Genomic DNA, 25,383 nt, shown 5'->3' on the forward strand with positions numbered 1-25,383 from the left:
CATGTCCACCGTCATCAACCCCGTCATCGCCCCCTCCCCCACGCCCGCGCCGTTCCGGCCGGGTCCGGCCGGCACCCACATCACCATCCGCGGCCTGACCAAGTATTTCGCCGGCTGGCCGCTGTACGAGGACTTCAACCTCGACATCCCCAAGGGCAAGATCGTCTCGGTGTTCGGCCCCAACGGCTGCGGCAAATCGACCTTGATCAACATGATCGCGGGCCTGATCCCCATCGATGCCGGCGAGATCCTGTTCGACGGCAAGTCGCTGGCCCAGACCAAGATCGGCTACGTCTTCCAGAACTACCGCGAGGCCATGTTCCCGTGGCTGCGCACCATCGACAACATCGCCTACCCGCTGCGCCTTGAAGGCCGCGGCAAAGCCGAGGTGGACGCGCGCGTGGAAGAGCTGGTGGCCTCGTTCGACGTCAAGTTCGACCTCAAGCGCTATCCCTACGAGCTGTCGGGCGGCCAGCAGCAGACGGCCTCCATCATGCGCGCGCTGGCCCCCGGACCGGAAGTGCTGTTCCTGGACGAGCCGTTCTCGGCGCTGGATTTCGAGATGACGCTGTTCATCCGCGAAAAGCTGCAGGAGGTCTTCATGCAGACCGGCACCACCATGCTGCTGGTGTCGCACGACCTGGAGGAAGCCGTGTACCTGGCCGACCAGGTGCTGCTGCTGACCAAGCGCCCCACCCGCGTGGCCGAGATCCTGGACTACGGCGACGCCCGGCCGCGCACGGTCGAGACGCTGTCCGAGCCCAGCTTCATCGGCATGAAGAAACTGAGCCTGGAGATCTTCCAGCGCGAAGTCCGCAAATAGCCCGTCTTTTCCTTCCGATCCACCGGAGTCCGCCATGACCCAGGAAACCATCGACCAATACGTACGCAGCGCGCTGGCGCTGGCCGGCTATGCCCTGCGCGAACCGGCCGCGGCCGAAGTGGCGCGGCAGTTCACGCGCATCCACGACATCGCTTCGAGCTTCATCGACGAGGCCCTGCCGGTGGAGCTGGAATCGGCCTCGGTGTTCCGCCCGTGAACGGCGCCGTCCTCGATCTGGCTCGGCAGATCCGCACTGGCGAGCGCAGCGCCGGCGCGGTGCTGGAAGCCACGCTGGCGCGCATCCGCGCCGCCGATGCGCGCTACAACTGCTTCACCGCCATCACCGAAACCCGCGCGCGCCAGGAAGCCGCCGCCATCGACGCGCGGCGGGCCCGCGGCGAATCCCTGCCGCCGCTGGCCGGCGTGCCGTACGCGGTCAAGAACCTGTTCGACACCGCCGAAGAGGTGACGCTGGCCGGCGGCCGCGTCAACGCCGCCAATCCGCCCGCGCCGCGCGACGCTACCCTGGTGGCGCGGCTGCGCGATGCCGGCGCCGTGCTGGTGGGCGCGCTCAACATGGACGAACACGCCTACGGCTTCACCACCGAGAACTCGCACTACGGCGCCAGCCGCAACCCGCACGATCCCGCCCGCATCGCCGGCGGTTCCTCGGGCGGCAGCGCGGCGGCGGTGGCCGGCGGCCTGGTGCCGCTGACGCTGGGCTCGGACACCAACGGCTCGATCCGCGTGCCGGCCTCGCTGTGCGGCGTGTTCGGCCTGAAGCCGACCTTCGGCCGCCTGCCGCGCACCGGCTCGTTCCCGTTCGTCGGCAGCCTCGACCACCTGGGCCCGTTCGCGGCCGATACGGCCAGCCTGGCCGCGGTCTACGATGCGCTGCAAGGCGCTGACGATGAAGATGCCGCCTGCGCCCAACGGCCCGTCGAACCCGCGCTGGCGGATCTGGGCTCGGACCGGCCGTTGCGCGTGGCCGTGCTGGGCGGCTACTTCGCGCACTGGGCCGGCGCCGAGGCGCGCCAGGCCGTGCAACTGGCCGCGCACGCGCTGGCGGCCACGCAGGTCGTCGAACTGGCCAGCGCCGAACAGGCGCGCGCCGCCGCGTTCGTCATCACCGCGGCCGAGGGCGGCGCCCTGCATCGCCGCCGCCTGGTCACGCACTATGACTACTACGAGCCGCATTCGCGTGATCGCCTGGTCGCCGGCAGCCTGGTGCCCGCCGCCTGGGTGCAGCAGGCCCAGCGGGTGCGCCACCGCGTCTACCGCGAGGCCATGGCGCTGTTCGCGCGCTACGACGTGCTGATCGCCCCGGCCACGCCGGTACCCGCCACCGCCATCGGCACCGAGACCCTGGCCCTGGCCGGCCAGTCACTGCCCGCCCGCGCCAGCATGGGCCTGCTGACACAGCCGATCTCCTGCCTTGGCCTGCCGGTGTGCGCCGCGCCCACCTGGCCGGGCATCGGCGCCGACGCGCACCTGCCATTGGGCGTCCAATTGATCGCCGCGCCGTGGCGCGAGGCCGATTGCCTGCTGGCCGCGCGGCGGCTGGAACAGGCGGGCGTTGCCACCGTTCGTCCCCTCTCCTGACCCGCCAACCGAGGCCGTCCATGGATTCCGCATTCGCCGTCATCGACACGCCCCGCAGCCTGGCCGATTCCGCCTACGGCACGCTCAAGCGCGACATCCTGGATTTCCGCCTGGCGCCGGGCGACCGCTTCACCGAGACCGAAATCGCCGACCGCCTGCGGGTCAGCCGCACGCCGGTGCGCGAAGCCCTGTTCCGCCTGGAACGCGAGGGCTACCTGGAGGTGCGCCAGCGCAATGGCTGGCTGGTCAAGCCGCTGGACTTCGACACGCTCGATCACTTCTATGAACTGCGCAGCGTGCTGGAGATCGCGGCGGTGCGCGCGCTGTGCGCGCCGGGCCAGGTGCCCGATCCGCTGCGCGCGCTGCAGCCGCTGGCGGATACGTGGCTGGTGGACAGCGCCCATTATTCCGGCGATGGCGAGTGGCTGGCGGACCTGGACGAGCGCTTCCATGCGGACCTGGTGGCCGCCGCCGGCAATCCTGAAATCGCGCGCGTGCACCGCGCCGCCACCGAGCGCATCCGCATCGTGCGGCGGCTGGACTTCACCCAGCCCGACCGCATCGCCCATACCTACGCCGAACATGGCGCCATCCTCGACGCCATCCTGGCCCGCGACGCCGAACGCGCGACGGCTTTGCTTGCGGCGCATATCGGCGACAGCCAGGCCGCCGTGCGCAAGATCACGCTACACCGGCTGTATGCCACGCGCCGCGCGCAGGCGGCGTGATGGCGCAGGCGCGATACGCGGCCGCGTCAGTGCGGCCGCAGCCAGCGCTCCAGCCGGCGCGTGACGAACGGAATGCAGACAAACACCATCACCGGCGTCATCGTCACGCTGGTGATCAGCGCGCGCCAGAACACCGGCAGCGCGCTCAGGTGTTCGCTCACCAGCAAGGTGAACGCCAGCAGCACCGGGAAGTACGCCAGCCAGATGCTCACGGCCTGCTTCCAGCGCGGCGGCGCGCCGGCGTTGCCCTGCGGACCGAACCAGCTGTCCATGCCGCTGACGCGGCGCGCATGGCTGGCCCGCACCAGCGCGGCGCCGCGTTCGAGCCACATCCGGCGCGGCAGCGATTGCTCCCAGCGATTGAGGCTGGCCTCGTCGTTGAAGCGCAGCACGATCTGATACTGATCGCCGCCCTCGGGCGGCTGCAGCACGCCCGAGCCGAGAAAACCGGGAAAGCCGGCGGCGAGGATCTCGCCCTGGCGCATCCAGGACAGGAAATCGCTATAGCGTTCGGGCGTGATGTGCCGAGTGACCAGCATGGTGACCGGGGCGGGAACGGCGGAACGGGACATGGTGAAACTCCTGGAGCGGCGTGCAGCGCGTTATGTGGTGTAAACCCTAGCAAGCGGCGTGCCAGCCTTGCACCGCAGCATCCCCCCGCGCACAGGGCGATCCGCCTATGCCACGGCGGAATTTGCGCACCGCAACACACCCCATATTGGTGATTACCCTGAATCAAGCACCATGGTGGTGCAATCAACACGGAGCACATCCTCACATGGACATCAACCTGCCCGCCGTCGTCGCCGAGGTCACCGTGGCCTTCGCGCGCTATGAAGCCGCCCTGGTCAACAACCAGGTCGACGTGCTCGACGAGCTGTTCTGGGACAGCCCCCATACGCTGCGCTATGGCGCCGGCGAGAACCTCTACGGCTATGACGCCATCCGCGCCTTCCGCGCCGGTCGTTCGCCGCAAGGCCTGGCGCGCCGCGTGCTGCGCACCGCCATCACCACCTATGGCCACGACTTCGCCACCACCAACATCGAATTCCAGCGCGACGGCAGCGACCGTATTGGTCGCCAGAGCCAGACCTGGATGCGCACGCCGCAAGGCTGGCGCGTGGTGTCGGCGCACGTCAGCCTGATGAGCGCGTAACGCGTCCGCGCCGCCCGCGGGACCGGGCCGGGCCGCCGCGTCCTGACACAAGTCAACACCGTCCATAACCTTATGGGTTCGCCGCCATTGAGCCGTCATGAGGACAGGTCTACACTGGGCTTTCCCCCGACCCAGGAGCCCCGCCTCATGAGCACCTACAAGATCGCCGTCTTCGTCGGCAGCCTGCGCGCCGCATCGATCAACCTGCGCCTGGCGCGCGCACTGGAAAAACTGGTTCCCGCGGACTTCAAGTTCGACTACGTCAGCCTGGGCGACGTGCCGCTGTACAACCAGGACAACGAGAACAACCTGCCCGCGCCCGCGGCCAAGCTCAAGCAGCAGATCCTCGATGCCCAGGGCATCCTGTTCGTCTCGCCCGAGCACAACCGCTCGGTGCCCGCCGCCATCAAGAACGCGATCGACTGGGGCACCCGTCCGTGGGGCCAGAATTCATGGGCCGGCAAGGCCGTGGGTATCCTGGGCACCTCGCCCAGCGCCGCCGGCACCGCCCTCATGCAGCAGCACCTGCGCAACATCCTGGCCGCCGAAGGCGCCAACGCCCTGACCACGCCGGAAGTCTTCCTGCAGTACACCGATGGCCTGGTCGACGACCAGTACAACATCACCAACGAAGGCACGCGCAAGTTCCTGCAAGGCTGGATCGACCGCTACGTCGACTGGGTCAAGAAGTTCAACGCCTGATTGCCGCCGCTGCCGGGCCAAGGGCGCCTGCCCGCCCCGGCAACCGATCGCCCGTCTACCTCCGGGCGATCACGCCCCCCGCCAAGCCGGGGGGCTTTTTTTGTGGATAAAGCGCCCCCGCTCCCAAATACTTCCCTTCGCCTCGCCTCGGCAGGCAACAAGCCCGCCTCGCGCGGGCCCCCCTGCCCACCACAACACCGCCCCAAAAAAATAGCCACCCGGCCGTCCGCAGGCCAGGCAGCCCCCTCGGGGGGCAGCAAGCGCACGCCGTGCGCGCCGTGCGGGGGCCAACAATATCCCCGCCAACTGTGGAGAAGCTTGAGGACAGCTGTGGGGCAGGTGCGAAAAAGCCTGTCATGCCAGGCACTTGCAAGTGTCGATCAAAAAATGCGCAATCGACCGTTTGGCCGATCTCCGGAGCACTTATCCACCGCCTGAAGGACGAATCCCGCGCCTGGCGCCAGCACACGCGCCAACACGGGCATTTGTCCCAGCATTCTGTGGACAAGCATGAGGACAGAATGAGGGCAGCTCGGCTTTTCCCTTGCACATCAAGCACCTGCGAGGGGTGATCAAGAAAGGCCCAGCGCGGCCCGAAAAGGTGCCGGGTTGTCCCCGGGAAATGTGGATAAGGCTGAGGACAGCCTGCGGGCAGCCACGAAAATCCCTTTGCCGCCAAGGCCTTGCTGCGAGCGGGCAATAAACGCCCAGGGCCGCTCCCGCCGTACGACCGCGACCGCCGCCGCGCGATGGATGCGGCGCGCGGCCGGATTTGTCCCCACGGAATGTGGACAAACCTCTGAACAGTCTCATGACAAGCTGAAAAAAAGCTTATCCGGCAAGCACTTGCAGTCAGCGCTCAAAAAAGGAGCAGCCGCGCGGACGCGCCCGCGACCTGCACGCCCCCCTGTGCGGCGGGGACCGCGCCCCGGCGACGCGCTAGACGTCGCCATCCTCCAGCCGCATGCCGATCTTCAGGCCGACCTGCCAGTGCGCCACCTTGCCGTCCTTGATGTGGCCGCGCACCTCGGTGACCTCGAACCAATCCAGGTGGCGTAGCGTTTCGGACGCGCGTTCGATGGCCTTGCTGATCGCATCGTCGGTGGACTTGGTGGACGAGCCCACCAGTTCGATCTGCTTGTAGACATGATTCGACATGGCTTGTCTCCTTTGAGGGGGAAGCGTTGCGAATCGTCGGCCGCGCGCGGGGTTCCGGCGCTTACGACCGGCAATCCATTCGAACACACAGGATACCGCGTGGGGCATAGAGTGGTGTTACGAGTTCCGTCGGCGCGGCCTCGCCCACGTCGCGGTCTCGCTTCTGAAACGCAAGCCAGGAGGTTGTCATGCCTGAACGGAAAACGCTGCAACGCGCCGCGCGCGACAAGAAGCAAGGCAAGTCCCCATCCACCCAAGCGGGCGAATTCGTGCGCGAGGAAATCGACCACGTGCGCGAAGGCAAGCACGGCGTGCGCTCGACCAAGCAGGCCATCGCCATCGGCCTGTCGAAGGCGCGCCGCGCCGGCGTCGACCTGCCCTCGCCCAAGAAGGCCGGCGCGGCCACCCGCCGCAAGGCCAAGCAGGACAGCGAGGCGGCGCACGACGGCCACGCGAAATCCGCCACGCGCGCCCGCGCCACCACCCGCGCCCTCAAGCGTGAAAGCGCCAAGCCGGCGTCCAAGTCCGCCCTGGCGCGCCATGCGTCCAAGACGGCCAGCCGGCGCACGGCGGCGGATCGTTCGGCCGCCGCGAAAAAGGCCGCCGCCACCAAGGGCGCGGCGGGACGCTCGGCCGCCGCCAAGAAAGCCGCGCGCACCCGCGCCGCCAACCGCGCCGCCGCCCATCACTGAGCGGCGCGGCGGTCACGGCGTGGCGCCGGCCTCGAACTCCCGCAGGCGCGCCTGCAGGAATTCACGCAGGCGCTTGACCGCGGGCGACAGCAGCATGCGGTGCACGCACAGCAGGTACAGCGGCGACGGTTCGCCGATGTAGTCGGGCAAGGCCTGCACCAGCCGCCCGGCGCGCAGATCGGCCAGCACGTCGTAGCGCGACTTGTAGGCCACGCCGTGGCCGGCCAGCGCCCAGCGCCGCACCAGGTCGCCGTCGTCGCCAACGCGGTCGCCCTTGACCGGCACGGTCACCGTGTCGCCCTCGTGCTCGAAGGCCCAGCGGTCGTGCAGGGACTCGCCCAGCACGAAGCACAGGCAGTTATGGCGGCGCAGGTCGGCGGGGGTGCGCGGCATGCCGTGGCGCGCGAAATAGGCCGGCGCGGCGCACACGACGCGGCGGTTGTGCTCGCCCAGCGGCAGCGCCACCAGGCCCGAATCGCCGGGCGTGCCGTAGCGCAGCGCGATATCGACCGGCTGCCGGTACAGGTCGGCCAGACGGTCGCTGATGCGCACCTGGAAGTTCACGCGCGGATGGCGCTGCTGGAATTCGTCCAGCCAGGGCAGCAGCACATGGCGGCCCAGGTCCGACGGAATCGACACCGACAGCGTGCCGGAGATCGCCGTCTTGTCGCGCGCCAGCGCGCTCTGGCCGGCCTGCAGGCTCGACAGCGCGGCGCGCGCGTATTCCAGGTAGCGCTCGCCGTCGCCGGTCAGCCGCAGGCTGCGCGTCGATCGCACGAACAGGCGGGTTTCGAGCGACAGTTCGAGCCGCTTGAGCGCGGCGCTGGCCACCGCCGGTGTCAGGTCCAGCTCGCGCGCGGCAGCCGAAAAACTGCCGTGATCCGCCGCCGCCACAAAGATGCGCAGGTCTTCAAACCGAACCATGAAGGGCTCATTTTCAAAAAATTATTGAAACTGAGTCCGATGCTAGCCGGTTTTTCCGCATTCGCCACTGGGTAATGATGGCGTCACCCCCACGCTTTTGGAGTCCCCCATGAAAATCGAACTCGACGGCAAGAAGGCCCTGGTCACCGGCTCGTCCGGCGGCATCGGACTGGCCATCGCCCAAGGCCTGGCCGAGGCCGGCGCCCAGGTCGTGCTGCACGGCCGCAACACCGACAAGCTCAAGCAGGCCGCCGACGCCGTCGCGCGCCAGCATCCGGGCGCCCAGGTCCACACCGTGCAGGCCGACCTGTCCACCGCCGACGGCGCCGCCTCGATCTGCGCCGCCCATCCCGACGTCGACATCCTGGTCAACAACGCCGGCTACTTCGCGCCCAAGTCCTTCACCGAGATCACCGACGACGACTGGCGCTACATGCTCGACACCAACGTCATGAGCGGCGTGCGCCTGTCGCGCTATTACCTGCCGCGCATGCTGGCCGCCGACTGGGGCCGCATCGTCTTCATCTCCAGCGAATCGGCGCTGCACATTCCCGCCGAGATGATCCACTACGGCGTCAGCAAGACCGCGATGCTGGGCGTCTCGCGCGGCCTGGCCGAGCTGACCGCAGGCAGCGGCGTGACCGTCAACGCCGTGCTGCCCGGCCCGACGCGCTCCGAAGGCGTGGTCGACTTCTTCGCCGAAATGGCCAGGGAACAAGGCCTGCCGCAAGAACAGATGGAACGCGACTTCATCGCCCAGCATCGTCCCAGCTCGCTGCTGCGCCGGCTGGCGACGGTGGAGGAAGTGGCCAACATGGTCGTCTACACCTGCTCGCGCCAGTCCTCGGCCACCAACGGCGCCGCCCTGCGCGTCGACGGCGGCGTGGTCCGCACCATCGCCTGATCCCTTTTTCCCGTCCAGAGATCCCCCATGAAAGCCATCGCCTACTTCCAGAACCTGCCCGCCACCGATCCGCAATCGCTGCAGGACATCACCGCGCCCGAGCCCGTGCCCGGCGACCACGACCTGCTGGTCGAAGTCAAAGCCATTTCCGTCAACCCGGTGGACGTGAAGATCCGCGCCAACCGCAAGCCGAAGGACGGCCAGCCCGAGATCATCGGCTGGGACGCCGCCGGCATCGTGCGCGCCGTGGGCGCCAAGACCAGCCTGTTCTCGCCCGGCGACCGCGTCTGGTACGCCGGCGCCCTGACCCGCCCCGGCGCCAACAGCGAACTGCACGTGGTCGACGAGCGCATCGTCGGCCGCATGCCGCAGAGCCTGGATTTCGCCCAGGCCGCCGCGCTGCCGCTGACCACCATCACCGCGTGGGAACTGCTGTTCGACCGCCTGCGCGTGCTGGACAACGCCGCGCCCAGCCAGGGCTCCCTGTTGGTGGTCGGCGCGGCCGGCGGCGTCGGTTCGATCCTGGTGCAGCTGGCGCGCCAGTTGACCGGCCTGACCATCATCGGCACCGCCTCGCGGCCCGAGACCCAGGCCTGGGTCACCGAGCTGGGCGCCCATCACGTCATCGACCACACCCGCCCGCTGGCCGAGGAACTCAAGCGCATCGGCCATCCGCAGGTCAGCTTCATCGCCGGCCTGACCCAGACCGACCAGCATTTCCCGCAGCTGGCCGAAGCCATCGCGCCGCAGGGCAGGATCGCGCTGATCGACGACCCGTCGGCCATCGACGTGCGCCTGCTCAAGGGCAAGTCGGCCTCGCTGCACTGGGAATTCATGTTCGCCCGGCCGCTGCACAACACGCCCGACCTGATCGCCCAGCACGAGCTGTTGAACCAGGCCGCGCGGCTGATCGACAACGGCACCCTGCGCACCACGCTGGGCGAGCACTACGGTCGCATCAACGCCGAAAACCTGCGCCGCGCCCACGCCTTCATCGAGAGCGGCAAGGCGCGCGGCAAGGTGGTGCTGGAAGGCTTCTGATCCGCCCGGCCCGTCCCGACGAAAAAAATGGGACGGGCGTCTCGCATTCGCCCGGAGAAAGAGGTAAAACCTCGACTGCGCGCCGCGGGCCTGCCGCCCGCCGCCGCGCCTTCGGGAGTTGGCTCTGATTTCTCACCTGTTCGACCAAGCGCGGGAACCCATGCTCTGGGGCATGGTGGCGGTCGCCCTGCTGATGCTGCGGCTGGTGCCGCTGCAGGGCTGGAAAGCCGTCATCGTGGCGGGCATCACCGCCGGGCTGGTGTTCGACACCATCCAGTTCCGGGTCGGCCCGCCGCGTCTGTGGGACGCCCTGGTAATGGGTTCGATCCTGGCCGCCCTGCTGGTGGCCACGGCGCAGGAACTGCTGGTGCTGGTGCTGCGGCGCCTGCGCGCGGCGCGTTCGCGGGCGCGCGCCTGACCCCGCCCCGAGCCGCCGACACATCCTGTCGGCGCCGCCGCGCGTTTCTTCACACAGCCCGATCAAATAGCGCGAAACCTGGCGCGCCGTCGGCTCAGGCGGCGGGCAGCCCGGGCAACACCAGGTCATCGACCTGGTAGGTGTGGAATTCGCTGGTCGATACCGCGTCGAGCTTGCGGAATTTCTCCACGAACACCGGATCGGAAAAGAATTCGTCGACCTTTCCCGCCCCCGAGATCGCCTCGATGTTCACCACCGTCTTGCCGTCCGTGCTTTTGGCCAGGTTGCTCCACAGGAACCCCGGCTTGGTGCGCGCGACATAATGCACCACTTCCTGGATCGCCTGGAAGGCGTCCTCCTGCCGGCCCGGATGGGCATGAATCACGTTGACGATGAATACCGTGCCATCCGGCGCGGGCTTGAAGGTGGCTGAAACGGGAAAGGCCATGTCGGCTCCTGTGGTGAAAGACAGGCAACACTATGGCCCGGCGCGACGCCGCGAAAAAGAGGCCGGCGGGCGCGAGACTACGGACATTGCCGTCCGCAATCGCGCGCCCTCCCGGCCCGGACCCGGATCAGGCCTGCCCGTCGCGCCGGGCGCGGGCGTGCGGATCGCGGATCTCGTCTTCCAGTTGCGCGATCAGCCAGTCGAACCAGCCGTTTTCGGTGCGCGCATAGACCGCCGCGGCCGGAATCTTGCCTTCGCGCCAGCCCGGCTGGTGCGTGTCCATCCAGGCCGACAGGCTTTTGTGCGGGGCCAGCAGGCCCGACAGCCACGACCAGACATAGTCGGGCACGTTGCGCCGGAATCCCTTGGCGCAAGCGTAGATCGTCGGCTCCAGCGGCAGGTTGCCCGAACGGGCCAGCCTGGCCTGCACCCGGCGCAGCGTTTCGGCGGCCGCCTGCAATTGTTCGGTGCTGAGCTTTTTCACGTAACGACTCCTGGATTGGGTTTTTGCCGGATTATCGCCGGAGCGTCCGGTCGTTGCCAGCGGCATCGCCGCGCGCCATCAACGCACGCCACGCGGCGCTTGCAGCGCCAGCAGCATCGACGCGCTGAAACGCTCGCCCGGCGCCAGCACACGCAGGCCGGTGCGCGTCTCGCCCGCCGCCGCCAGGTTGAAGGCGTCGGCCACATTGGTGACCGGCTCCACGCACAGGAAATCCGCTCCCGGCGCGGTGTAGACCACCAGGTGCGCGAAAGCCGGATCAGCGTGCAGCGCCAGTTCATGGCCATCCGGCCAGTGCAGCGTGGCGCGGCCGCCCCATTGCGACAGATAGGTATCGCAGCCCTCGGCCGACTGGCCCATCTCGCGCACGTGGGCGGTCTGGCTGGCGCCGGGCAGGCCATCGGCATCGGTCGGCCAGATGCGTCGCGCATGCAAGGCAACGCGCGTCGCGGTGAAATACGGGTGAATGCCGCAGCCGAATGGCATCGCAGCGTCGCTGTGGTTGATCATCACGAGCGTGAGCGACAGGCCGCGCGAATCCAGCCGGTAGCGCTGCACGCATTCATACGGCCACGGCCAGCCCAGCACGCCGGCAGGCTGCCGCAGCACCAGATCCACGGCATCGTCGGCCAGGTGCCGCACCTCCCAGGGTTGGTACAGGCCGCCGCCGTGGATCGCCTGCGGCCGTCCCGGCAAGGATTGCAGCGCATGCCGCGCGCCGCCGAAAGTGAACACCCCGCCGCGCACCCGGTTCGAGTACGGCGCCAGCGGATAGGAACCGGCGCGCGGCCATTGCGCCAGCGGCCAATCCGTCTCGGCCAGCGGCACGATCCAGTCGTGCGCATCGGTCGACAGGCGCGTCAGGCGCCCGCCGCCGCCGGGCGCGAACTCGGCGCGGTGCGGGCCGTGGGCGATGGTTACGCGTTCGCTGGCATCCAGCGTTGCGGGAAAGGGCAAATCAGGCATCGGGCGCTCCCGCGGCGCTGCGAACGGCCGCGTGGCGCCATTGTGCATGGCGCGGTCCGGCGCCAGCAAGCCGGACGCGCCGCCTCCCCCTTCAGGCCACGGCCGCCGGCAACGCGGCCGGCAGGCAATTGAGCCCGCGCAGCGTCGCCGCGACCGCCTCGTCCAGCGGCGTATGCGGTTCGGCGCCCAGCACGCCGACCAGGTGCGCGTTGTCCATGCGCAGCGGCTGACGCCACAGGTAACGCATCTCCAGCAGCTCGCGCACGGTCTCCGAAAAAGGCGCCGCCAGCCGCAGTAATCCCCATGGAAACGCGGCCACGCGCGGTTCGAGGCCGTGACGGCGCGCCACCCGCGCGATCGCCGCCGTCATCCCTGTGCCGTCTGGATCCCAATGCCCCGCCATATGCAGGGCGGTGAACGGCGCCAGCGCCTCGCGCCGCGCCAGCAGCTCGACCAGCGCCCGGCCCACGTCCGGCAGATAGCTCCACTGATGCCCCACGCCCGGCTCCCCCGGGTTGCTGATGCGCCGCAACGGCCGCCCCGGCTTGACCAGTCCTTGCGAGAACCAGTTGTTGCCGGCGCGCGGGCCGAAGAAATCACCCGCGCGCAGCACCAGCGCGCGCGCGCCGCGTTCGCTGGCCGCCCGCAGGCGGCGTTCGAGCTCCACCCGGATCGCGCCCTTGCGCGTCAGCGGATGCTGCGGCGAACTCTCGCGCAGCACCGTAAACGCATCGGGCCCGTAGTTGTAGATCGTGCCCGGCAGCACGATCGTCGCGCCCTGGGCGGTCGCCACCGCAATGGTGTTGTCGATCATCGGCAACACCAGTTCGCCCCAGCGGCGATAGCCCGGCGGATTGACGGCATGCACGATCACCTCGCACCCCAGCGCCGCCCGCGCCACGTCCTGGCGATTCATGGCATCGCCGCGCAGCCACGTCATGCCGTCGCGCCGCGCCGTTTCCGTCGCCAACCCGCGCGCCAACGCGCGCACGCCCCAACCGGCGTCGCGCAGCTGACGCGCCGCCTCGCCGCCAACGCCGCCCGTGGCGCCCAGCACCAGCGCGGCGCCCGGCCGGCTCGATTCGATCATCGTCATGGTCATCTCCCGTGAATCCATGGCGACCATTCTGGCGCGGCGGCCATACGAAATAAATTGCCGAACTTCGCCCTGCCGCTATACATTTCTGCATGACCAAACCGATCGGCTGGGAACTCTATCGCAGCTTTCTCGCCGTGCTCGCCGAGGGCTCCCTGTCCGGCGCGGCACGGGCGCTGGGCATCACCCAGCCCACCGTGGGCCGTCACATCGCGGCGCTCGAACGGGCCCTGGGCCAAGTCCTGTTCACCCGCTCGCCGACCGGCCTGCTGGCCACCGACGCCGCCTTGGCGCTGCGCGGCTACGCCGAAGCCATGCACAGCCACGCCGCGGCCCTGGAACGCGCGGCCGCCGCGCAGGGCCCGGGTGTCTCCGGCACCGTGCGGATCTCGGCCAGCGAGGTCATCGGCATCGAGGTGCTGCCCCCGGTGCTGGCGCGCCTGCGCCGCGACCACCCGCGCCTGACCCTCGAACTGGCCCCCACCAACCGCGTGCAGAACCTGCTGCTGCGCGAAGCCGACATCGCCGTGCGCATGGCGCCGCCGAAGCAGGAACAACTGATCGCGCGCCCGGTCGGCCATGTGGACATCGGCCTGTACGCGCGCAAGGACTACCTGCGCCACCGCGGCACGCCCGCCACGCTGGCCGACCTGGCCGGCCACACGCTCATCGGCTATGACACCGAAACCCCCTTCCTGCGCGGCGCCGGCAAACGCCTGGCGGTCCCCTGGAGCCGCGACAGCTTCGCCCTGCGGGCCGACAGCGACCTGGCGCAACTGGCCCTGATCCGCGCCGGCGCGGGCATCGGCTTCTGCCAGGTGGCGCTGGCCCGCCGCGACCGGCGACTGGCGCCGGTGCTGCCCGACCATGTGTCATTCCAGCTCGAAACCTGGATCACCATGCACGAAGACCTGCGCGCCAGCCCGCGTTGCAAAGCGGTGTTCGACGCGCTGGTGCAATGCCTGCTGGCCCATACGGGGGCAACGCGCTAGCGCCGGCGGCCCGGCTCCCGGCGGTGCGACATGCGGTCGGGATTCGGTCCGATGTTCGGATATACTGTTTATCCATACAGCAATCCGACCGCAAGGGCGCCCCACCCCATGACCAGTCTGATCAATTCCCCACCCAGCCGCAGCATCTGGCTCAGCGCCTTCCCGCGCCTGGCCGGCGTCAAGAATGGCGACTACCTGCCCTTGCGGCGGCTGCAGGAAGCCACCGGCCTGGACGGCGGCCAGAAACTGCGCGACGTGCTGGCCGCCGCCGAGCGCGAAGGGCTGCTGCTGATCGATCGCGGCGCCACGCCCGCCAGTTACCGCGCCACGTACGCACTCGAACGCCAGGTCACGCTGTTCGCGGCCGACTGACGAGCCGTCCGCGGCGATAGAGTGCTAACGATCCCTTGCAATGCTGTTACATCTCGGGAAATAGAATTTCCCGGAATGCACCCTACGGAGAAAAACATGCAAGAAGACACCGCCAAGCCCGAACCCACCCGCCGCCGCTGGCCCTTCGGCTACGGCCAGGAAGGCTGAACCGCTTTTCTCTTTCCCGGGGCATGCAAGCGCAGCCCATCCGCTCGGGCGCCGTCCCGATACACCGACCATGCCCCTGCTCAATCTGGTTGACGCAGCCAGCCGCCTGCCCGACGCCTGGAAATCCGAGGTGCTCGCCCGAACGGGCGGCAGCAACATCAAAGTCCTGCGGATGGATGGCCAGCCCTCCCCCGCCGAAACCCACGACTACGACGAGGCCCTGATCGTCATCAGCGGCGCCCTGCGCCTGTCGGTGCGGGACGAAGTGATCGAGGTCGCGGCCGGCGGCATGTACCTGGCGCCGGCCGGCGTGCCGCACGCCGTCGTCGCGGGCAGCCATGGCGTGCTGATGATCGTCGATCCGGTCGGCAGCTGAGGCCGCGACGGATATGACGCTCGCTGACTGCGAGCGGGAAAGCGGCGGCGCCTGTGAGGTATTCTTCTCCGTTTGCAGCATGCCGGCACGGGTCCAATCGCCCGCCGCCGCCCCCTTTCCCCGAGCCTTCGCCATGCCTCTGGACACCGCCCATCTCGTTACCGACGCCGCCGCCCTGCAAGCCCTGTATGGCGAACCGGGCGAAGCTTCGCTGAAAAAAGAAGTGGGCCACGTCCATCCGCACTACCGCGCCTTCATCGAGGCCGCCCCGTTCGCGGCGCTGGCCACCTCCGGCCCGGACGGCCTGGATGTGTCGCCGCGCGGCGACCCCGCCGGCTTCGTCGTGGTCGAGGATGAAAAGACCCTGCTGCTGCCGGACCGGCGCGGCAACAACCGCATCGACAGCCTGCGCAACATCCTGGCCGAGCCGCGCGTGGCGCTGCTGTTCCTGATTCCCGGCGTCAACGAAACGCTGCGCGTGAACGGCACCGCGCGCATCAGCGTCGACCCGGCGCTGCTGCAACGGTTCGAGATGGACGGCAAGCAGCCGCGCTCGGTCCTGATCGTCGACGTACAGAAAGTGTTCTTCCAATGCTCGCGCGCCCTGTTGCGCTCGCGGCTGTGGGATCCCGCCACCCAGATCCCGCGCACGGCGCTGCCCAGCGTCGGCCGCATGCTGTCCGACCTGACCGCTGGCACCTTCGATGGCGTGGCTTACGACCGGGACCTGCCGGCGCGCGTGGCCAGCACGTTGTACTGAGCGCCAGGCCCCCATGAGCCTCTTCGGGGTCTTCGTCCTGCTCCATGGGATCGTCCTGCTGCCCTTTCTGCCCTGACGATTCCTCGCCAGTCGAAGCGTCCGCCTCAGAGTCGCCCTATTGAGAGCGCAGCCCTGTCACAGTGTCTGGGCGGGAATCGCTTCGATCCGGTCCATGGCGCCCTGGACGCCGGCGGCGCAGGCCTCGGGACCAAATGCAAGGCCTTCAGCGATGACCAGCTCAAGGTCGTTGATGCCCATGAGAGCAAAGATGTCGCGCAGATAGGTCTCGGCATGTTCCCGCCCGGCAAACGGCGTGCCGTCGGCATAGAGCCCCCCCCCGAGCGATGGCGACGACCACGCGCTTTCCGCCCGCGTATCCGATCGGACCCGTCGCGCCGTAGTTGAAGGTCTTGCCGGCCACGACCACGCGGTCAATCCATGCCTTGAGCGAGCTGGGAATCGAGTAGTTATAGAACGCCACGCCAATGACGACGATGTCTGCCGCCAGAAACTCCGCGAGCGCTTCGGCGCTCGCAGCCGCATCGGCCTGCTGAGCAGCCGTGAGGGTCGAGACGTCGGCCGACTGGAACGATGCGAACACCGGCTCGGTCAGGTGCGGCAAGGGATGGGCGGCCAGATCACGATAAGTGACGTCAAGGCCGCTGTCGCTGTCCTTGAAACGGGCAACGATGGCAGCGGACAGACGCCGGCTCACCGAGTTCAGGGTCTGGATGCTGGTGTCGATGTGAAGCAGTCGGGACATGAGGTTCTTTCTCAGGGTAAAGGCACAGGCCGGGCACGATTGACCTAGCGCTGATGCGGTATGAGCAGCCAGATATAAGCCATGAATTTGTAATGTTATATCATTTATATATGGCAGATGAATGTCCGTCCGACGAGTCGCCCCGTCCCTACCGTATCCAGCCCGCCAAAGCGCGGTCCACGGTCAACATGGGGAGGCGTAGACGGCCAAGACAAGCAACGGTCACGCCGGATGGAATGCCGGCACCCCGAGTCCGCTGAAAAGCGGGTTTCGGCCAGCGCTGCGGGTCAGCGCTTACCGAAGCCATCCAACGCTCGGGATGCCCTCATGGATCGCGAGGCGCAACGGGGATATGCGATGTGCGCGAGCAGCCAGTAGTATCCTTTGGGCCAGAAGTCACAGAAATTCAAAGTGGCGCGTTTCCAGCACTCTAAAGGAAGAGGACATAGTGACCGAACCGCAAATTTTGTGGGAACCCGAGAATGCCGCACCATTAAATGAAATTCGTATATGCCTAGAGCCTTTTGTACGAAATCGAGGGGGTGTGACAATCATGGAAAACGGGACCCTCTTGTTCCTAAAAAAAGCGGATGACGATGTGGAAAACGCCCGTTTAGCTTTGGAGGAGGCTCGGTTTCTGGTTGACTTCCGTGTCAAACGCTTACCTGATGGCAACCACCTTGTGGCACTTCATGGTGCGGTGGCGGTTTTTGTTGGTGGTGGGGAGTTTCAAGCTCGCCAAGAAGAAATCTCGTCGAGGATCGAAGAACTGAAGTTCCCCAGTGAAGAGCTCTTTGTGCCTGAAGGATGGAGCGAAGACGACTTTTTGATTGGCCTTTACGGCCGAGCCAAGCTTCACCGCGACATCAGGAATAGAAAGTTCTACGCGCGGCTCGATTGAGTGCGGCTGGCCGTCTAACCGGTCACAGTCTTTTTATCCTGCCTTTGACACTGGATGCGGAGCCATTCATGACTGACCGACCGTCACGCCCCCCCCCGATGTAAAGCCATCTGCAACGTGTTGCATGTTGTCGGCAGGCTCCCATCGTCGATTAAGCGAGTTTCGGCCAGCGCTGCGGGTCAGCGCTTACCGAAACCGTGCTGCGAGCCGGATTTACACCGCCAGAAGACACAACAGGAATCGGCGCCGAATCGCGACCGTCCGGTGGACGCTAGGGTGCCGCGCCGATCTTTTCCCGCTCGAAGCCAGTCAGCGCAGCACAATGTTCAGGTAACCCAAACCGCCAGACACGTTGAACAACCGGCAAACTTTTTTCGCCATCATCGAATAGTCCGACGTAGCATTGCATCCCGTCGACACTTTGCGTTGCCACTACTGTCTGGTGCCTTGCATTTGGAACCATGGAGATCGTGATACGACATTGCTCGACCTTTGGGCCTTGCTTTCGACCGACGAGCAAATCCAGCGTGAATAGCTTCCCGCGTTGAACCGAAAAGCTCACCTTCCCTCGGGGTTCCAAAGCTATCTTGGGCTCGGCTTCAGAGGTAGCAAAATGCTTCCCCGAACAATCGTTGTTATCTGCAAATGCGATTGCCCCCAAGTAGTCGGAAGCTTCATTGCGCACCTCGACGACTGAGGTCTGGTCTATTGGTCCGACGTACTGTGGCCAGGGACTATATTGAACGTTCGAACAAGCCGCCAACAAAAAAACCGCAGGCACCACAGCAATCCGACAGAGCATCCTCAAGGCAGCCTCCTAAATCCTAAACCCATTTTTTTCGGGTGCGATTCTAGCTTGCCAGGGATGCCGCGCACATCCGGCGGCTCACATCCGCATCAAAGTCACAGTCATCTTCTCAAGCCCCGGCTCATGCCCCGCGTGCAAGGTCTCTCGTACAGGGAAGACAGGCTAAAACGCCTATCTAAATTCCCACGTAGGGGCATCGTCCCTGCCGTGAGACCGCCCCTGCACGCCACCGGGCGACAACAGGAACGAAAGATGCCCGACCTGCGCATTATCGCCATCGCAGCCTTGATGCTGTTCTTGCTCAAGAACTGCTCTTAATGTCTGCCGTCCGCCCTGGCGACGTAAAAGGCCAGGTCCCACCCGTCGCCTCACTTCACGGAATCACCATGCTCAAGTTCATCGAAGCCCTGCTCGACATCCTCGCGCCCATTCTCAGCGTGCTGGACCGCAACGGAAAGCTGTAATTCCCTCGATATTGGAAGAACACAACCATGGAAGAAGTGACCATTCACGAAGCCGGCGCCCTGCTCGCCGCTACCGGCCGCATCATGATGCGCCAGGGCGTGCATTTCGACGTTCTGGTCGGTGACTGCCGCGATGATTGCAGCGATGCCGACTTACTGGAAATCATGGGTAATGCCGGCGTGCCGGAAGAGCGGGCGCGCCAACTGCTCCGCATGGACCTCAGCGACGTGATCGCTGATCTGCACTTCGGCACCTGACAGCCCCGGCTCATGCCCAGCGCGCAGCGCAGACCATCAGCGTTACGAGACCGACGCCAGGCATTGCTTGCCAAGCTCTTCCATCCGCTTGGCGACGGCCTGGAGCGATTGCCATTCGATAGGAAGCTCGCAGAACCAGCGAAAGCTGACAACGTTGAAACCGCTAGCGAATTCCAGAGAATAGGTCTCGCCGTCGACGCCCGCGACGACAGGCGACACTACTTGCACGGATGCCTTCGCCAATAGTTCGTATAGCTCAAGCCCGGAAGCAACCTCAAGGTCGATAGTTGGGAAGGCCTTTCCCGGCGTGCCCCATGGATCGGGCTGCATCCAATCACCGATTAGAAGTTGCGCTGAAACCCGGCAAACGGATGGATGTGTGACACATGGTCCCATGAGCTGGGCAGCGACTCCTTCGCCCATCGCACGATTCACGGAGAAATTAAGCCACCAGTTTTCAGGATGTGCCATTTGAGAGCGCTATCGATATCAGTTGCGCTCGATGATACCCCCCAATCACTACCAAGGAACGCCCTAATGATCAAGTTCATCGAAGCCCTGCTCGACATCCTCGCGCCCATTCTCAGCGTCCTGTGACCTGCCCCCAGACTTAGTACGGCACCGACATAGAGTTCAGGGTTAAAAACCGTTGTTGCCGATGCGCCTGAGCAAACTGCTCCGGCGTTAAGTATCCCAGCGCGCTATGCGGGCGTTCGGTGTTGTACTCGACGCGCCAGGCTTCGATCAAGGATTTGGCTTGGCGCAGCGACAAAAACCAATGCTCATTCAGGCATTCATCGCGGAATTTTCCGTTGAAGCTCTCGATGTATGCATTCTCCACGGGCTTGCCTGGTCTGATGAACGACAGTTTCACGCCGACCTGATAGGCCCAAGCCTCCAAGGCCCTGCCGGCAAACTCCGGGCCGTTGTCCACGGTGATGGATTTGGGCAGCCCACGCAGTTCCGCAAGCCGTTGCAGCACCTGTGCCACCCGCAATCCCGGCAGTGATGTATCGACCTCGATGGCAAGACACTCGCGCGTGTAGTCATCGACGATATTCAAGCACCGGAACCTGCGGCCATAGGCCAGACCGTCGGACACGAAGTCCATCGACCAGCTCTGATTCGGCGCCGTCGCAACGGGATGAACTACCCGTTCTGCGGGAGCGGTGCGCTTGCGGCGACGCTTTCGAACGCTCAAGCCGGCTTGGCTGTAAAGCCGCCAGACCCGCTTGTGATTCGTCTGCCAGCCTTCACGGCGCAGCAGAATATGGATGCGCCGATAGCCGTAGCGTCGTTTGAGCGCTGCCATCTCCTTCATGCGCTCGGTCAGTGCCACATCGCCCGTACGCTTACTTTCATAAGCGAATAGCGACCGGGAAATGCCTACCAGCCCGCAGGCCCCGGGTGATACCCATGCCGCGCTCGGTCATCAACGTTCTGACCGCTTCGCGTTTGGCCTGCGGGCTTGCTACTTTCGGCTCAAAAGGTCCTGAAGCGCAGCCTTGTCCAGCATCGATTCAGCCAACAGCTTCTTGAGCTTGTTGTTCTCTTGCTCCAGCTCCTTCAGTCGCTGGGCGTCCGAGACGCTCATACCGCCGAACTTCGCCTTCCAGTTGTAGTAGGTGGCCTCCGAGATCCCGTGCTTGCGGCACAGCTCGGCTACCTTGGCGCCTGCCTCGGCCTCCTTCAGCACTCCGATGATCTGTTCTTCCGTAAATCGCTTCTTCATTGCCGTTCCTTTGTGAACGGACTCTACATCGATTTCGTACTAACCACGGGGAGCAGGTCAATGGGATCGCACACCGCCTCTTCCCGGATTCGGTCGACTCACCCCGAAGTCATATTGCGACGCCAAAAAGTTGGTTTCGGCCTAAGTGTAACCAACCGCTGCAAGTAGGTTTCGGCGAGCGCTGCGAGTCAGCACTCGCCGAAAACCAGACCGTGCACAGGAGCGCCATCAAAGGGGGCAGGAGCGCAAAGGTAGATGCCGGTGATCCGCCGTCGGCTAAAAACCGCCGCTGACTCGTATCAAAAAGTCCCGTTATCAGGTTTGACGTGCAGTCAAAAACCCACCACAAATGAAGGAGGAGAAAACGGGGGGTAGCCCCGCATGGTGCAGAGCAAAAGTAACGCCCAGACAAAAGAGAGCGCGATAGCGACATAGATAGGAACTCTACTGACCGAATATCGTTTCATGACTAGAAATCCAGTAAGACAGAATCCCCTTCTGCTGAGTCGATCTTTCACCATCTTTCCATAGATATGATCGTCATCATGAAATAGATGGAAGAGCTTGCCCGTACGAGCCTCAGGAATTGAAAGGTGCTTATTCAACTCCTTGTCAATATCCTGAAGTACCGCCTCCCAGTACTCTTGCCAGAACTTTGCTCCTGCCGCCATTCTTACTTGGTAAAAGGACACTGCAAAGCCCGCTAAGCAGACGAGAAAGCTAACCACCGGCTTAGTATGACTCGATTGAATCATGCCAGCCAATAGAACACCTTGAAAGATCATGAAGAAGTTGTTCCGTTGAACAAGCTGAGAAATCTCAAAGTTACGCGTCTCAAGTGCAACCGTAAAAAGGCCCTTCAATGCAGCGCCATCCACCTTTCCCGATACATCACGTTCTTCATCAGCCATTCTCATTCCTCTTTATTTTCGTTTTCTGACGTAATAAGTACCGCAAGGCTTGCAATTAGACGACAGAATGGACGGGGCGAAAAATTTTTTGCTCCTGCATAGTTTTATCGGGATCCCTTAGTGTCTAAGGGGCCGCGCGCCCCTTAGGCTCGTAACCGGCACTGGGGTTGTGCAGGAGCGCCGGGCGAGCCGCATTTCGAAACCATGCTCCATGTCTTAAAGCCCCGGCTCATGCCCCGCGTGTGGGGTATAGCCAGTCTCACCCGGTGACGAGAGTGCTAGACCGAGCCCGGGGGAGTGCCATTGGCATACCCGCAAATGTCCTTAGCGATCAAGGTCGATTGCCAATTACCCCGTTGATCGACCTCGCCGTATTGCCGAGCATCAAGGTCAAAGGCAAAAAGATAGCCCGCTAGGTCATCGCCTAGCAGGACAACTCCGGGAAGGTGATGTTCGTCACCGAAGATTTCTTCCGGGCCGACAGGCCCGCTATACAACATCCGGCCGCTTGGCGTCGTGCCCCACCCCTGGAGCGTCAGATAGTCCAAGTAGTCCTGTGGCAATGCCGGAAAGTCTCGTTGAAGTGCCGCCAGTTCGACGGCGCTAAGTTTTACCTGTGCTTCGCTCATAAGGATACGTCACCTAGTGGACCGATTCGTGGGCATGTTACTCCGCGACCAAGATCCAAAGAAACGCCTTTAGATCCTCCCATCAACTCCCCAGCCATTGGAGTCATTCATGCTTGCTGCACTCATACGCTTCATCGAAGAACTGATCGACGTTGCCAACTTCGGCCGCGACGTAAGCAAGTAGTTATAAGGCCGAGTAAACACGTCGAAATAGCCTCTTGGAGTGCGCCTCCCGAGCGTCCTCATCGCTTCACTTTCGCCCAATTGCAGGGTGCAAGGCACGAGCCAGCGACCTCCGAATACGCCACCCCTTGTACGTAGGCGCCCAGTTAACCGCAGCGATCCGAAGCAGATGAAGTTCGCCTTCTATCGCCTTGATGGCCTGATGAAGATGCACTTGGTCATTCGCTTCATGCTTCGCGACGATTGTCGCAGCCAAGCTCCGACGCTGAAGGATTCGACTCAATTGGTCGGCGATCGAAATTGCGTGTGCCAGAGTTTTCCCATTAGGAAAGGCATAGAACGGGGCTTCCTGCAGCTGGGCTAAAAGGAAGTGAGGCTGATCGTGAACGTCATTGGCGTACGCATCCGTCCGTCCTTCCTTGATGTATGCGACCAAGCGATCAGCAATCAATGCGAAGCTCGCAACGGTCCGATACAACCCATCGTCAACCTCTTCTTCCCTCGACGCAACTTGCCCCTGAACTTGAAGCCACAACAAGATCGTTGTGATTCCAAATGTACCCACCGCGATCAATCCCTGCATCCAACTTGCAAGCTGATTTTCCTTAGAACGCATTGAGTCCGCGGCAAGCTGAAGGATCAGGGTTCCATACGCGGCCACGCATGCTAGTACTGACACAACGACTAAGCAAAGCACTCCCCGCTGAATCCATTGCCTGACGCGCCGAGGTTGGCGAACAAAAACCTCATCGCCAGTTGGGCAACGATCAAAATCTTCGGCATTACGTTTCACGGCAGGTTCTCCCCATTGACTTGGCGAGATGATATTGAATAAGCCCGCACGCCGCAGCTAATTCGACATTTAGCTGGCCTTCACGGCGCCTATCGCGCAAATCCACATGACCTATATCGAAAGCCTCGCCTGGAGCCTGGGCCTGTTCGCGTTCGCGCGGCTGGTGCTGGCCCCTCTCGGCGACTACTTTTCACGCCGCTACGTCGCGGCCGATCCCTGGAGCGCCACCCAATGAACACAATCAGCGCAAGCGCGCCCCCGGCACGCATCCGCCCCCTGCGCATCGCCGCCAAGGCAGCCCGAAAACTTGGCGACCTGATTGCACCGCGGGACCATGCCGGCAAAGGCAACTGGAGCAATGACGCGGATATCCCGCCCCTGGTGGCTTGGTTCGCAGGGATTGGGTTTGTGGCGTTCTTCCTCTTTGCGCCCAAGGTGCTGGGCTGGCTGCTGCGCACCATTGTGTGAACGGAAACTAGCCCTTCGGCCGAATGATTCGAATTTGCCCGTGTTCGGCGTACACGGATTGCGCTTCAACAATTAGGCCGTGCGCCCAGCTGAGTTGATTTTTCCAGTAGTCGATCAGCACATTGCTTTCGGGGCACCCTTCCAAGACAGTTTCTAACCGCCTCTTAAGGCCTCCCTGGACCGAACGAATAAGCGCCATCGCGACATACGTCTTTTCAGCAGCATTGTCAGGCAATGGACTCAACACACTGGTCTCATTCGCGGAAAAAAAGTCGGTATTGAGGCTGTGTACGTTGCCTGCGACCACCCCCAGGAATTGCTTAAGGTCGGTCTCATTTCCCCTACGTTGCGCCTCAGATATAGACGCAAGTGCCGTATTCAATTCAAGCCGCAGTTCCTCGAGGTACACGGCGATTCCCGAGGCTCGGACTCTCGCAGCAAGTAGCCGCTCCGCATCTCTCTGACGCCGATCCGAAAGCGCCAGCCACAACGCTGTCGCTGTCGCTCCCGCGGTGGCAATTGCAGACGCCCAAGCCGCTCCCACCGTTTGTAAATCGACCCACACGCTCATTTCGCTCCCCCTGTCGCGCTAATCGCATTTTTCAAGCGCGAATCGTATCCCACCCCCTTCGGAGTGTCAGCCATGACCGAATCCACGGCCCCTGTGTCGTTCCGCCAAAAGATCCTGTCCAAGGAAATCAAGCGCGCCCATGCTATGCAGGTGCGCTATGAAGATATCTACGTCGAACCCGACTTCAACCTGCGCACCCCGCTGGAACTGCTGGAAGGTGAAGAACTCGACAACGCGCTGGCCGACGACCAGGCGCTGTTTGAACACATCATGGCCGGCGGCAAACTCCCACCGCTTGAAGTTCGACCGCGCGCTGAGGCCGGCGTCTGGCTTGTTGACGGCCACCGCCGGCACGAACAAATCGGGCGCGCCATCTCCGCCGGGGCGCCGCTCCAGGATGAGGATGGAATCGTCTGGGTCGATGTGGTCGCCTTCGTGGGCAACGATGCCGACCGAACCGCCCGCATCATTAGCAGCGCCAAGGGCCGGCACCTTCGCCCCCTGGAAGTCGCTTTCGGCTACGCCAAGCTGGAGAGCTTCAAGTGGGACAACGACCGCATCGCCCGCCTCGACAACGTGTCGCCGCAGTGGGTCGCCAAGATGCTCTCTCTGGCCCATGCCAACAGCGACGTACACGCCCTGGTTCGTTCTGGTGCGGTCAAGGCATCCACGGCAATCGACGCAATCACAAAGCACGGCGAAAACGCTGGCCCCTTCCTGCTGGGCCAGTTGGACAAAGCCAGGGCAGCCGGCAAGTCCAAGGTGACGCCCAGCACCATCCACGGCCGCGCCCTGCCCCGCAAAGTCGTCTCCCCGCTCATCAGTGGCGTGGACTCCTTCATCAAGGGTCTGGATGTCAACCAGCGCGCAATCCTTATCGACATACAGGAAGGGCGCGTAGCCACAGAAACCATCACCATACCGGCCGCCGCGTTGCTCGATCTGTTCCAGGCCCACAGCGCCGTTGAAACGGTCCGCGCCAAGCACGCTGAAAAGCAGCGCCAGCAAGCCGTAACGGTCGCCGGTCAATTCGAAACGCCGCCGTCCACGAAGTTCAAATAATGGCCGAGACGC

At 64.5% G+C, this 25,383-nt stretch carries 34 protein-coding genes and 1 pseudogene; 20 read left to right on the forward strand and 15 right to left on the reverse strand.

Features of this window, described 5'->3' with window-relative positions:
- Position 1 precedes the first annotated feature (1 nt).
- Genes ABFG95_RS05755 through ABFG95_RS05770 form a run of 4 tightly spaced genes read left to right on the forward strand, consistent with a single transcriptional unit; the run spans position 2 to position 3,153 of the window.
- Positions 2 to 823, forward strand: a complete 822-nt coding sequence (locus ABFG95_RS05755; RefSeq protein WP_348995559.1) for an ABC transporter ATP-binding protein — start codon at positions 2 to 4, stop codon at positions 821 to 823.
- Positions 824 to 857: 34 nt separating this feature from the next.
- Positions 858 to 1,040: a DUF4089 domain-containing protein gene (locus ABFG95_RS05760; protein ID WP_063580350.1), complete on the forward strand. Its 183-nt coding sequence runs from the start codon at positions 858 to 860 to the stop codon at positions 1,038 to 1,040.
- On the forward strand, positions 1,037 to 2,425 hold the full coding sequence (locus ABFG95_RS05765) for an AtzE family amidohydrolase (RefSeq protein WP_175146118.1): 1,389 nt from the start codon (positions 1,037 to 1,039) through the stop codon (positions 2,423 to 2,425). Before ABFG95_RS05760 ends, ABFG95_RS05765 begins: the two co-directional genes overlap by 4 nt.
- A gap of 20 nt (positions 2,426 to 2,445) precedes the next feature.
- The gene (locus tag ABFG95_RS05770) at positions 2,446 to 3,153 is read left to right on the forward strand and encodes a GntR family transcriptional regulator (RefSeq protein ID WP_024069876.1); all 708 of its coding nucleotides are present in this window, start codon (positions 2,446 to 2,448) and stop codon (positions 3,151 to 3,153) included.
- A 26-nt stretch (positions 3,154 to 3,179) separates the two neighbouring features.
- Here ABFG95_RS05770 and ABFG95_RS05775 read toward each other — a convergent pair whose 3' ends face one another.
- The gene (locus tag ABFG95_RS05775) at positions 3,180 to 3,725 is read right to left on the reverse strand and encodes an antibiotic biosynthesis monooxygenase (RefSeq protein WP_068952923.1); all 546 of its coding nucleotides are present in this window, start codon (positions 3,723 to 3,725) and stop codon (positions 3,180 to 3,182) included.
- 206 nt (positions 3,726 to 3,931) lie between these two features.
- Here ABFG95_RS05775 and hpxZ point away from each other — a divergent pair, with 206 nt between their 5' ends.
- Together hpxZ and ABFG95_RS05785 are read left to right on the forward strand one after the other, a co-directional pair.
- On the forward strand, positions 3,932 to 4,309 hold the full coding sequence (gene hpxZ / locus ABFG95_RS05780) for an oxalurate catabolism protein HpxZ (protein WP_059271958.1): 378 nt from the start codon (positions 3,932 to 3,934) through the stop codon (positions 4,307 to 4,309).
- 147 nt (positions 4,310 to 4,456) lie between these two features.
- The gene (locus ABFG95_RS05785) at positions 4,457 to 5,011 is read left to right on the forward strand and encodes an NAD(P)H-dependent oxidoreductase (protein ID WP_049072898.1); all 555 of its coding nucleotides are present in this window, start codon (positions 4,457 to 4,459) and stop codon (positions 5,009 to 5,011) included.
- Between the two features lie 939 nt (positions 5,012 to 5,950).
- On the opposite strand, the gene ABFG95_RS05790 is transcribed toward ABFG95_RS05785, so the two are convergent.
- Positions 5,951 to 6,169: a dodecin gene (locus tag ABFG95_RS05790; RefSeq protein WP_006386517.1), complete on the reverse strand. Its 219-nt coding sequence runs from the start codon at positions 6,167 to 6,169 to the stop codon at positions 5,951 to 5,953.
- A 188-nt stretch (positions 6,170 to 6,357) separates the two neighbouring features.
- Here ABFG95_RS05790 and ABFG95_RS05795 point away from each other — a divergent pair, with 188 nt between their 5' ends.
- Positions 6,358 to 6,861, forward strand: a complete 504-nt coding sequence (locus tag ABFG95_RS05795; RefSeq protein WP_348995560.1) for a DUF6496 domain-containing protein — start codon at positions 6,358 to 6,360, stop codon at positions 6,859 to 6,861.
- Between the two features lie 12 nt (positions 6,862 to 6,873).
- Here the strand turns inward: ABFG95_RS05795 and ABFG95_RS05800 are convergent, their stop codons facing one another.
- On the reverse strand, positions 6,874 to 7,785 hold the full coding sequence (locus tag ABFG95_RS05800) for a LysR family transcriptional regulator (RefSeq protein ID WP_336724811.1): 912 nt from the start codon (positions 7,783 to 7,785) through the stop codon (positions 6,874 to 6,876).
- A 109-nt stretch (positions 7,786 to 7,894) separates the two neighbouring features.
- On the opposite strand from ABFG95_RS05800, the gene ABFG95_RS05805 reads away from it, so the two are divergent.
- The 3 genes from ABFG95_RS05805 (at position 7,895) to ABFG95_RS05815 (ending at position 10,148) form a co-directional block, all read left to right on the forward strand.
- Positions 7,895 to 8,689 (forward strand): SDR family oxidoreductase, encoded by a 795-nt coding sequence (locus ABFG95_RS05805; RefSeq protein WP_348995561.1) that lies wholly within the window; start codon positions 7,895 to 7,897, stop codon positions 8,687 to 8,689.
- A 27-nt stretch (positions 8,690 to 8,716) separates the two neighbouring features.
- Complete coding sequence (locus ABFG95_RS05810; protein ID WP_068981362.1) at positions 8,717 to 9,730, forward strand: zinc-binding alcohol dehydrogenase family protein; 1,014 nt, start codon at positions 8,717 to 8,719, stop codon at positions 9,728 to 9,730.
- A 160-nt stretch (positions 9,731 to 9,890) separates the two neighbouring features.
- Positions 9,891 to 10,148, forward strand: a complete 258-nt coding sequence (locus ABFG95_RS05815; RefSeq protein ID WP_059271970.1) for a hypothetical protein — start codon at positions 9,891 to 9,893, stop codon at positions 10,146 to 10,148.
- A gap of 94 nt (positions 10,149 to 10,242) precedes the next feature.
- Here the strand turns inward: ABFG95_RS05815 and ABFG95_RS05820 are convergent, their stop codons facing one another.
- From ABFG95_RS05820 to ABFG95_RS05835, 4 genes are all read right to left on the reverse strand, one after another.
- Positions 10,243 to 10,596 carry an antibiotic biosynthesis monooxygenase gene (locus ABFG95_RS05820; protein ID WP_063579912.1) on the reverse strand — a complete coding sequence of 118 codons (354 nt, stop codon included), beginning with the start codon at positions 10,594 to 10,596 and terminating at the stop codon, positions 10,243 to 10,245.
- A gap of 127 nt (positions 10,597 to 10,723) precedes the next feature.
- The gene (locus tag ABFG95_RS05825; RefSeq protein ID WP_049072891.1) at positions 10,724 to 11,080 is read right to left on the reverse strand and encodes a hypothetical protein; all 357 of its coding nucleotides are present in this window, start codon (positions 11,078 to 11,080) and stop codon (positions 10,724 to 10,726) included.
- 78 nt (positions 11,081 to 11,158) lie between these two features.
- Positions 11,159 to 12,064 (reverse strand): aldose 1-epimerase, encoded by a 906-nt coding sequence (locus ABFG95_RS05830; RefSeq protein ID WP_348995562.1) that lies wholly within the window; start codon positions 12,062 to 12,064, stop codon positions 11,159 to 11,161.
- A gap of 91 nt (positions 12,065 to 12,155) precedes the next feature.
- A complete protein-coding gene (locus ABFG95_RS05835) occupies positions 12,156 to 13,166 on the reverse strand; it encodes an NAD-dependent epimerase/dehydratase family protein (protein WP_348995563.1) in 1,011 nt (336 codons plus the stop codon).
- Positions 13,167 to 13,252: 86 nt separating this feature from the next.
- Between ABFG95_RS05835 and ABFG95_RS05840 the strand changes: the two genes are divergently transcribed.
- From ABFG95_RS05840 to ABFG95_RS05855, 4 genes are all read left to right on the forward strand, one after another.
- A complete protein-coding gene (locus ABFG95_RS05840) occupies positions 13,253 to 14,152 on the forward strand; it encodes a LysR family transcriptional regulator (RefSeq protein ID WP_348995564.1) in 900 nt (299 codons plus the stop codon).
- Positions 14,153 to 14,260: 108 nt separating this feature from the next.
- A complete protein-coding gene (locus tag ABFG95_RS05845; protein ID WP_063579915.1) occupies positions 14,261 to 14,524 on the forward strand; it encodes a hypothetical protein in 264 nt (87 codons plus the stop codon).
- Positions 14,525 to 14,762: 238 nt separating this feature from the next.
- Positions 14,763 to 15,068, forward strand: a complete 306-nt coding sequence (locus ABFG95_RS05850) for a cupin domain-containing protein (RefSeq protein ID WP_049072887.1) — start codon at positions 14,763 to 14,765, stop codon at positions 15,066 to 15,068.
- A 133-nt stretch (positions 15,069 to 15,201) separates the two neighbouring features.
- Positions 15,202 to 15,828, forward strand: a complete 627-nt coding sequence (locus tag ABFG95_RS05855; RefSeq protein ID WP_059271980.1) for a pyridoxamine 5'-phosphate oxidase family protein — start codon at positions 15,202 to 15,204, stop codon at positions 15,826 to 15,828.
- A gap of 135 nt (positions 15,829 to 15,963) precedes the next feature.
- Here the strand turns inward: ABFG95_RS05855 and ABFG95_RS05860 are convergent, their stop codons facing one another.
- Positions 15,964 to 16,086 carry a hypothetical protein gene (locus ABFG95_RS05860; protein ID WP_318658342.1) on the reverse strand — a complete coding sequence of 41 codons (123 nt, stop codon included), beginning with the start codon at positions 16,084 to 16,086 and terminating at the stop codon, positions 15,964 to 15,966.
- Positions 16,067 to 16,591, reverse strand: a complete 525-nt coding sequence (locus tag ABFG95_RS05865) for an NAD(P)H-dependent oxidoreductase (protein ID WP_341461523.1) — start codon at positions 16,589 to 16,591, stop codon at positions 16,067 to 16,069. The genes ABFG95_RS05860 and ABFG95_RS05865 overlap by 20 nt, the downstream gene beginning before the upstream one ends.
- Before the next feature lie 448 nt (positions 16,592 to 17,039).
- Here ABFG95_RS05865 and ABFG95_RS05870 point away from each other — a divergent pair, with 448 nt between their 5' ends.
- From ABFG95_RS05870 to ABFG95_RS05880, 3 genes are all read left to right on the forward strand, one after another.
- Complete coding sequence (locus ABFG95_RS05870; RefSeq protein WP_348995565.1) at positions 17,040 to 17,492, forward strand: hypothetical protein; 453 nt, start codon at positions 17,040 to 17,042, stop codon at positions 17,490 to 17,492.
- 1,125 nt (positions 17,493 to 18,617) lie between these two features.
- Positions 18,618 to 18,764, forward strand: a complete 147-nt coding sequence (locus tag ABFG95_RS05875) for a hypothetical protein (protein WP_278992660.1) — start codon at positions 18,618 to 18,620, stop codon at positions 18,762 to 18,764.
- A gap of 27 nt (positions 18,765 to 18,791) precedes the next feature.
- On the forward strand, positions 18,792 to 19,022 hold the full coding sequence (locus ABFG95_RS05880) for a hypothetical protein (protein WP_063588853.1): 231 nt from the start codon (positions 18,792 to 18,794) through the stop codon (positions 19,020 to 19,022).
- Between the two features lie 42 nt (positions 19,023 to 19,064).
- On the opposite strand, the gene ABFG95_RS05885 is transcribed toward ABFG95_RS05880, so the two are convergent.
- The 5 genes and pseudogenes from ABFG95_RS05885 to ABFG95_RS05905 all read right to left on the reverse strand — a co-directional run bounded on the left by ABFG95_RS05885 (position 19,065) and on the right by ABFG95_RS05905 (position 23,270).
- Positions 19,065 to 19,493, reverse strand: a complete 429-nt coding sequence (locus ABFG95_RS05885; RefSeq protein ID WP_263900424.1) for a hypothetical protein — start codon at positions 19,491 to 19,493, stop codon at positions 19,065 to 19,067.
- Positions 19,494 to 19,632: 139 nt separating this feature from the next.
- Positions 19,633 to 20,754 (reverse strand): annotated as a pseudogene (locus tag ABFG95_RS05890) (IS3 family transposase).
- A 332-nt stretch (positions 20,755 to 21,086) separates the two neighbouring features.
- Positions 21,087 to 21,665, reverse strand: a complete 579-nt coding sequence (locus tag ABFG95_RS05895; RefSeq protein WP_278992661.1) for a hypothetical protein — start codon at positions 21,663 to 21,665, stop codon at positions 21,087 to 21,089.
- 278 nt (positions 21,666 to 21,943) lie between these two features.
- A complete protein-coding gene (locus ABFG95_RS05900; RefSeq protein ID WP_278992662.1) occupies positions 21,944 to 22,294 on the reverse strand; it encodes a hypothetical protein in 351 nt (116 codons plus the stop codon).
- 250 nt (positions 22,295 to 22,544) lie between these two features.
- Entirely contained in the window at positions 22,545 to 23,270 is a 726-nt protein-coding gene (locus ABFG95_RS05905) for a hypothetical protein (protein ID WP_278992663.1), read from the reverse strand.
- Positions 23,271 to 23,376: 106 nt separating this feature from the next.
- On the opposite strand from ABFG95_RS05905, the gene ABFG95_RS05910 reads away from it, so the two are divergent.
- Together ABFG95_RS05910 and ABFG95_RS05915 are read left to right on the forward strand one after the other, a co-directional pair.
- Entirely contained in the window at positions 23,377 to 23,505 is a 129-nt protein-coding gene (locus ABFG95_RS05910) for a hypothetical protein (RefSeq protein ID WP_278992664.1), read from the forward strand.
- Complete coding sequence (locus ABFG95_RS05915; protein WP_278992665.1) at positions 23,502 to 23,738, forward strand: hypothetical protein; 237 nt, start codon at positions 23,502 to 23,504, stop codon at positions 23,736 to 23,738. The genes ABFG95_RS05910 and ABFG95_RS05915 overlap by 4 nt, the downstream gene beginning before the upstream one ends.
- Before the next feature lie 7 nt (positions 23,739 to 23,745).
- Here the strand turns inward: ABFG95_RS05915 and ABFG95_RS05920 are convergent, their stop codons facing one another.
- A complete protein-coding gene (locus ABFG95_RS05920) occupies positions 23,746 to 24,309 on the reverse strand; it encodes a hypothetical protein (protein ID WP_278992666.1) in 564 nt (187 codons plus the stop codon).
- 72 nt (positions 24,310 to 24,381) lie between these two features.
- Here ABFG95_RS05920 and ABFG95_RS05925 point away from each other — a divergent pair, with 72 nt between their 5' ends.
- The gene (locus ABFG95_RS05925) at positions 24,382 to 25,371 is read left to right on the forward strand and encodes a ParB/Srx family N-terminal domain-containing protein (protein ID WP_278992667.1); all 990 of its coding nucleotides are present in this window, start codon (positions 24,382 to 24,384) and stop codon (positions 25,369 to 25,371) included.
- Positions 25,372 to 25,383: the final 12 nt, after the last annotated feature.

It is taken from the genome of Achromobacter sp. HNDS-1, assembly GCF_040084795.1.
GTDB lineage: Bacteria > Pseudomonadota > Gammaproteobacteria > Burkholderiales > Burkholderiaceae_B > Achromobacter > Achromobacter ruhlandii.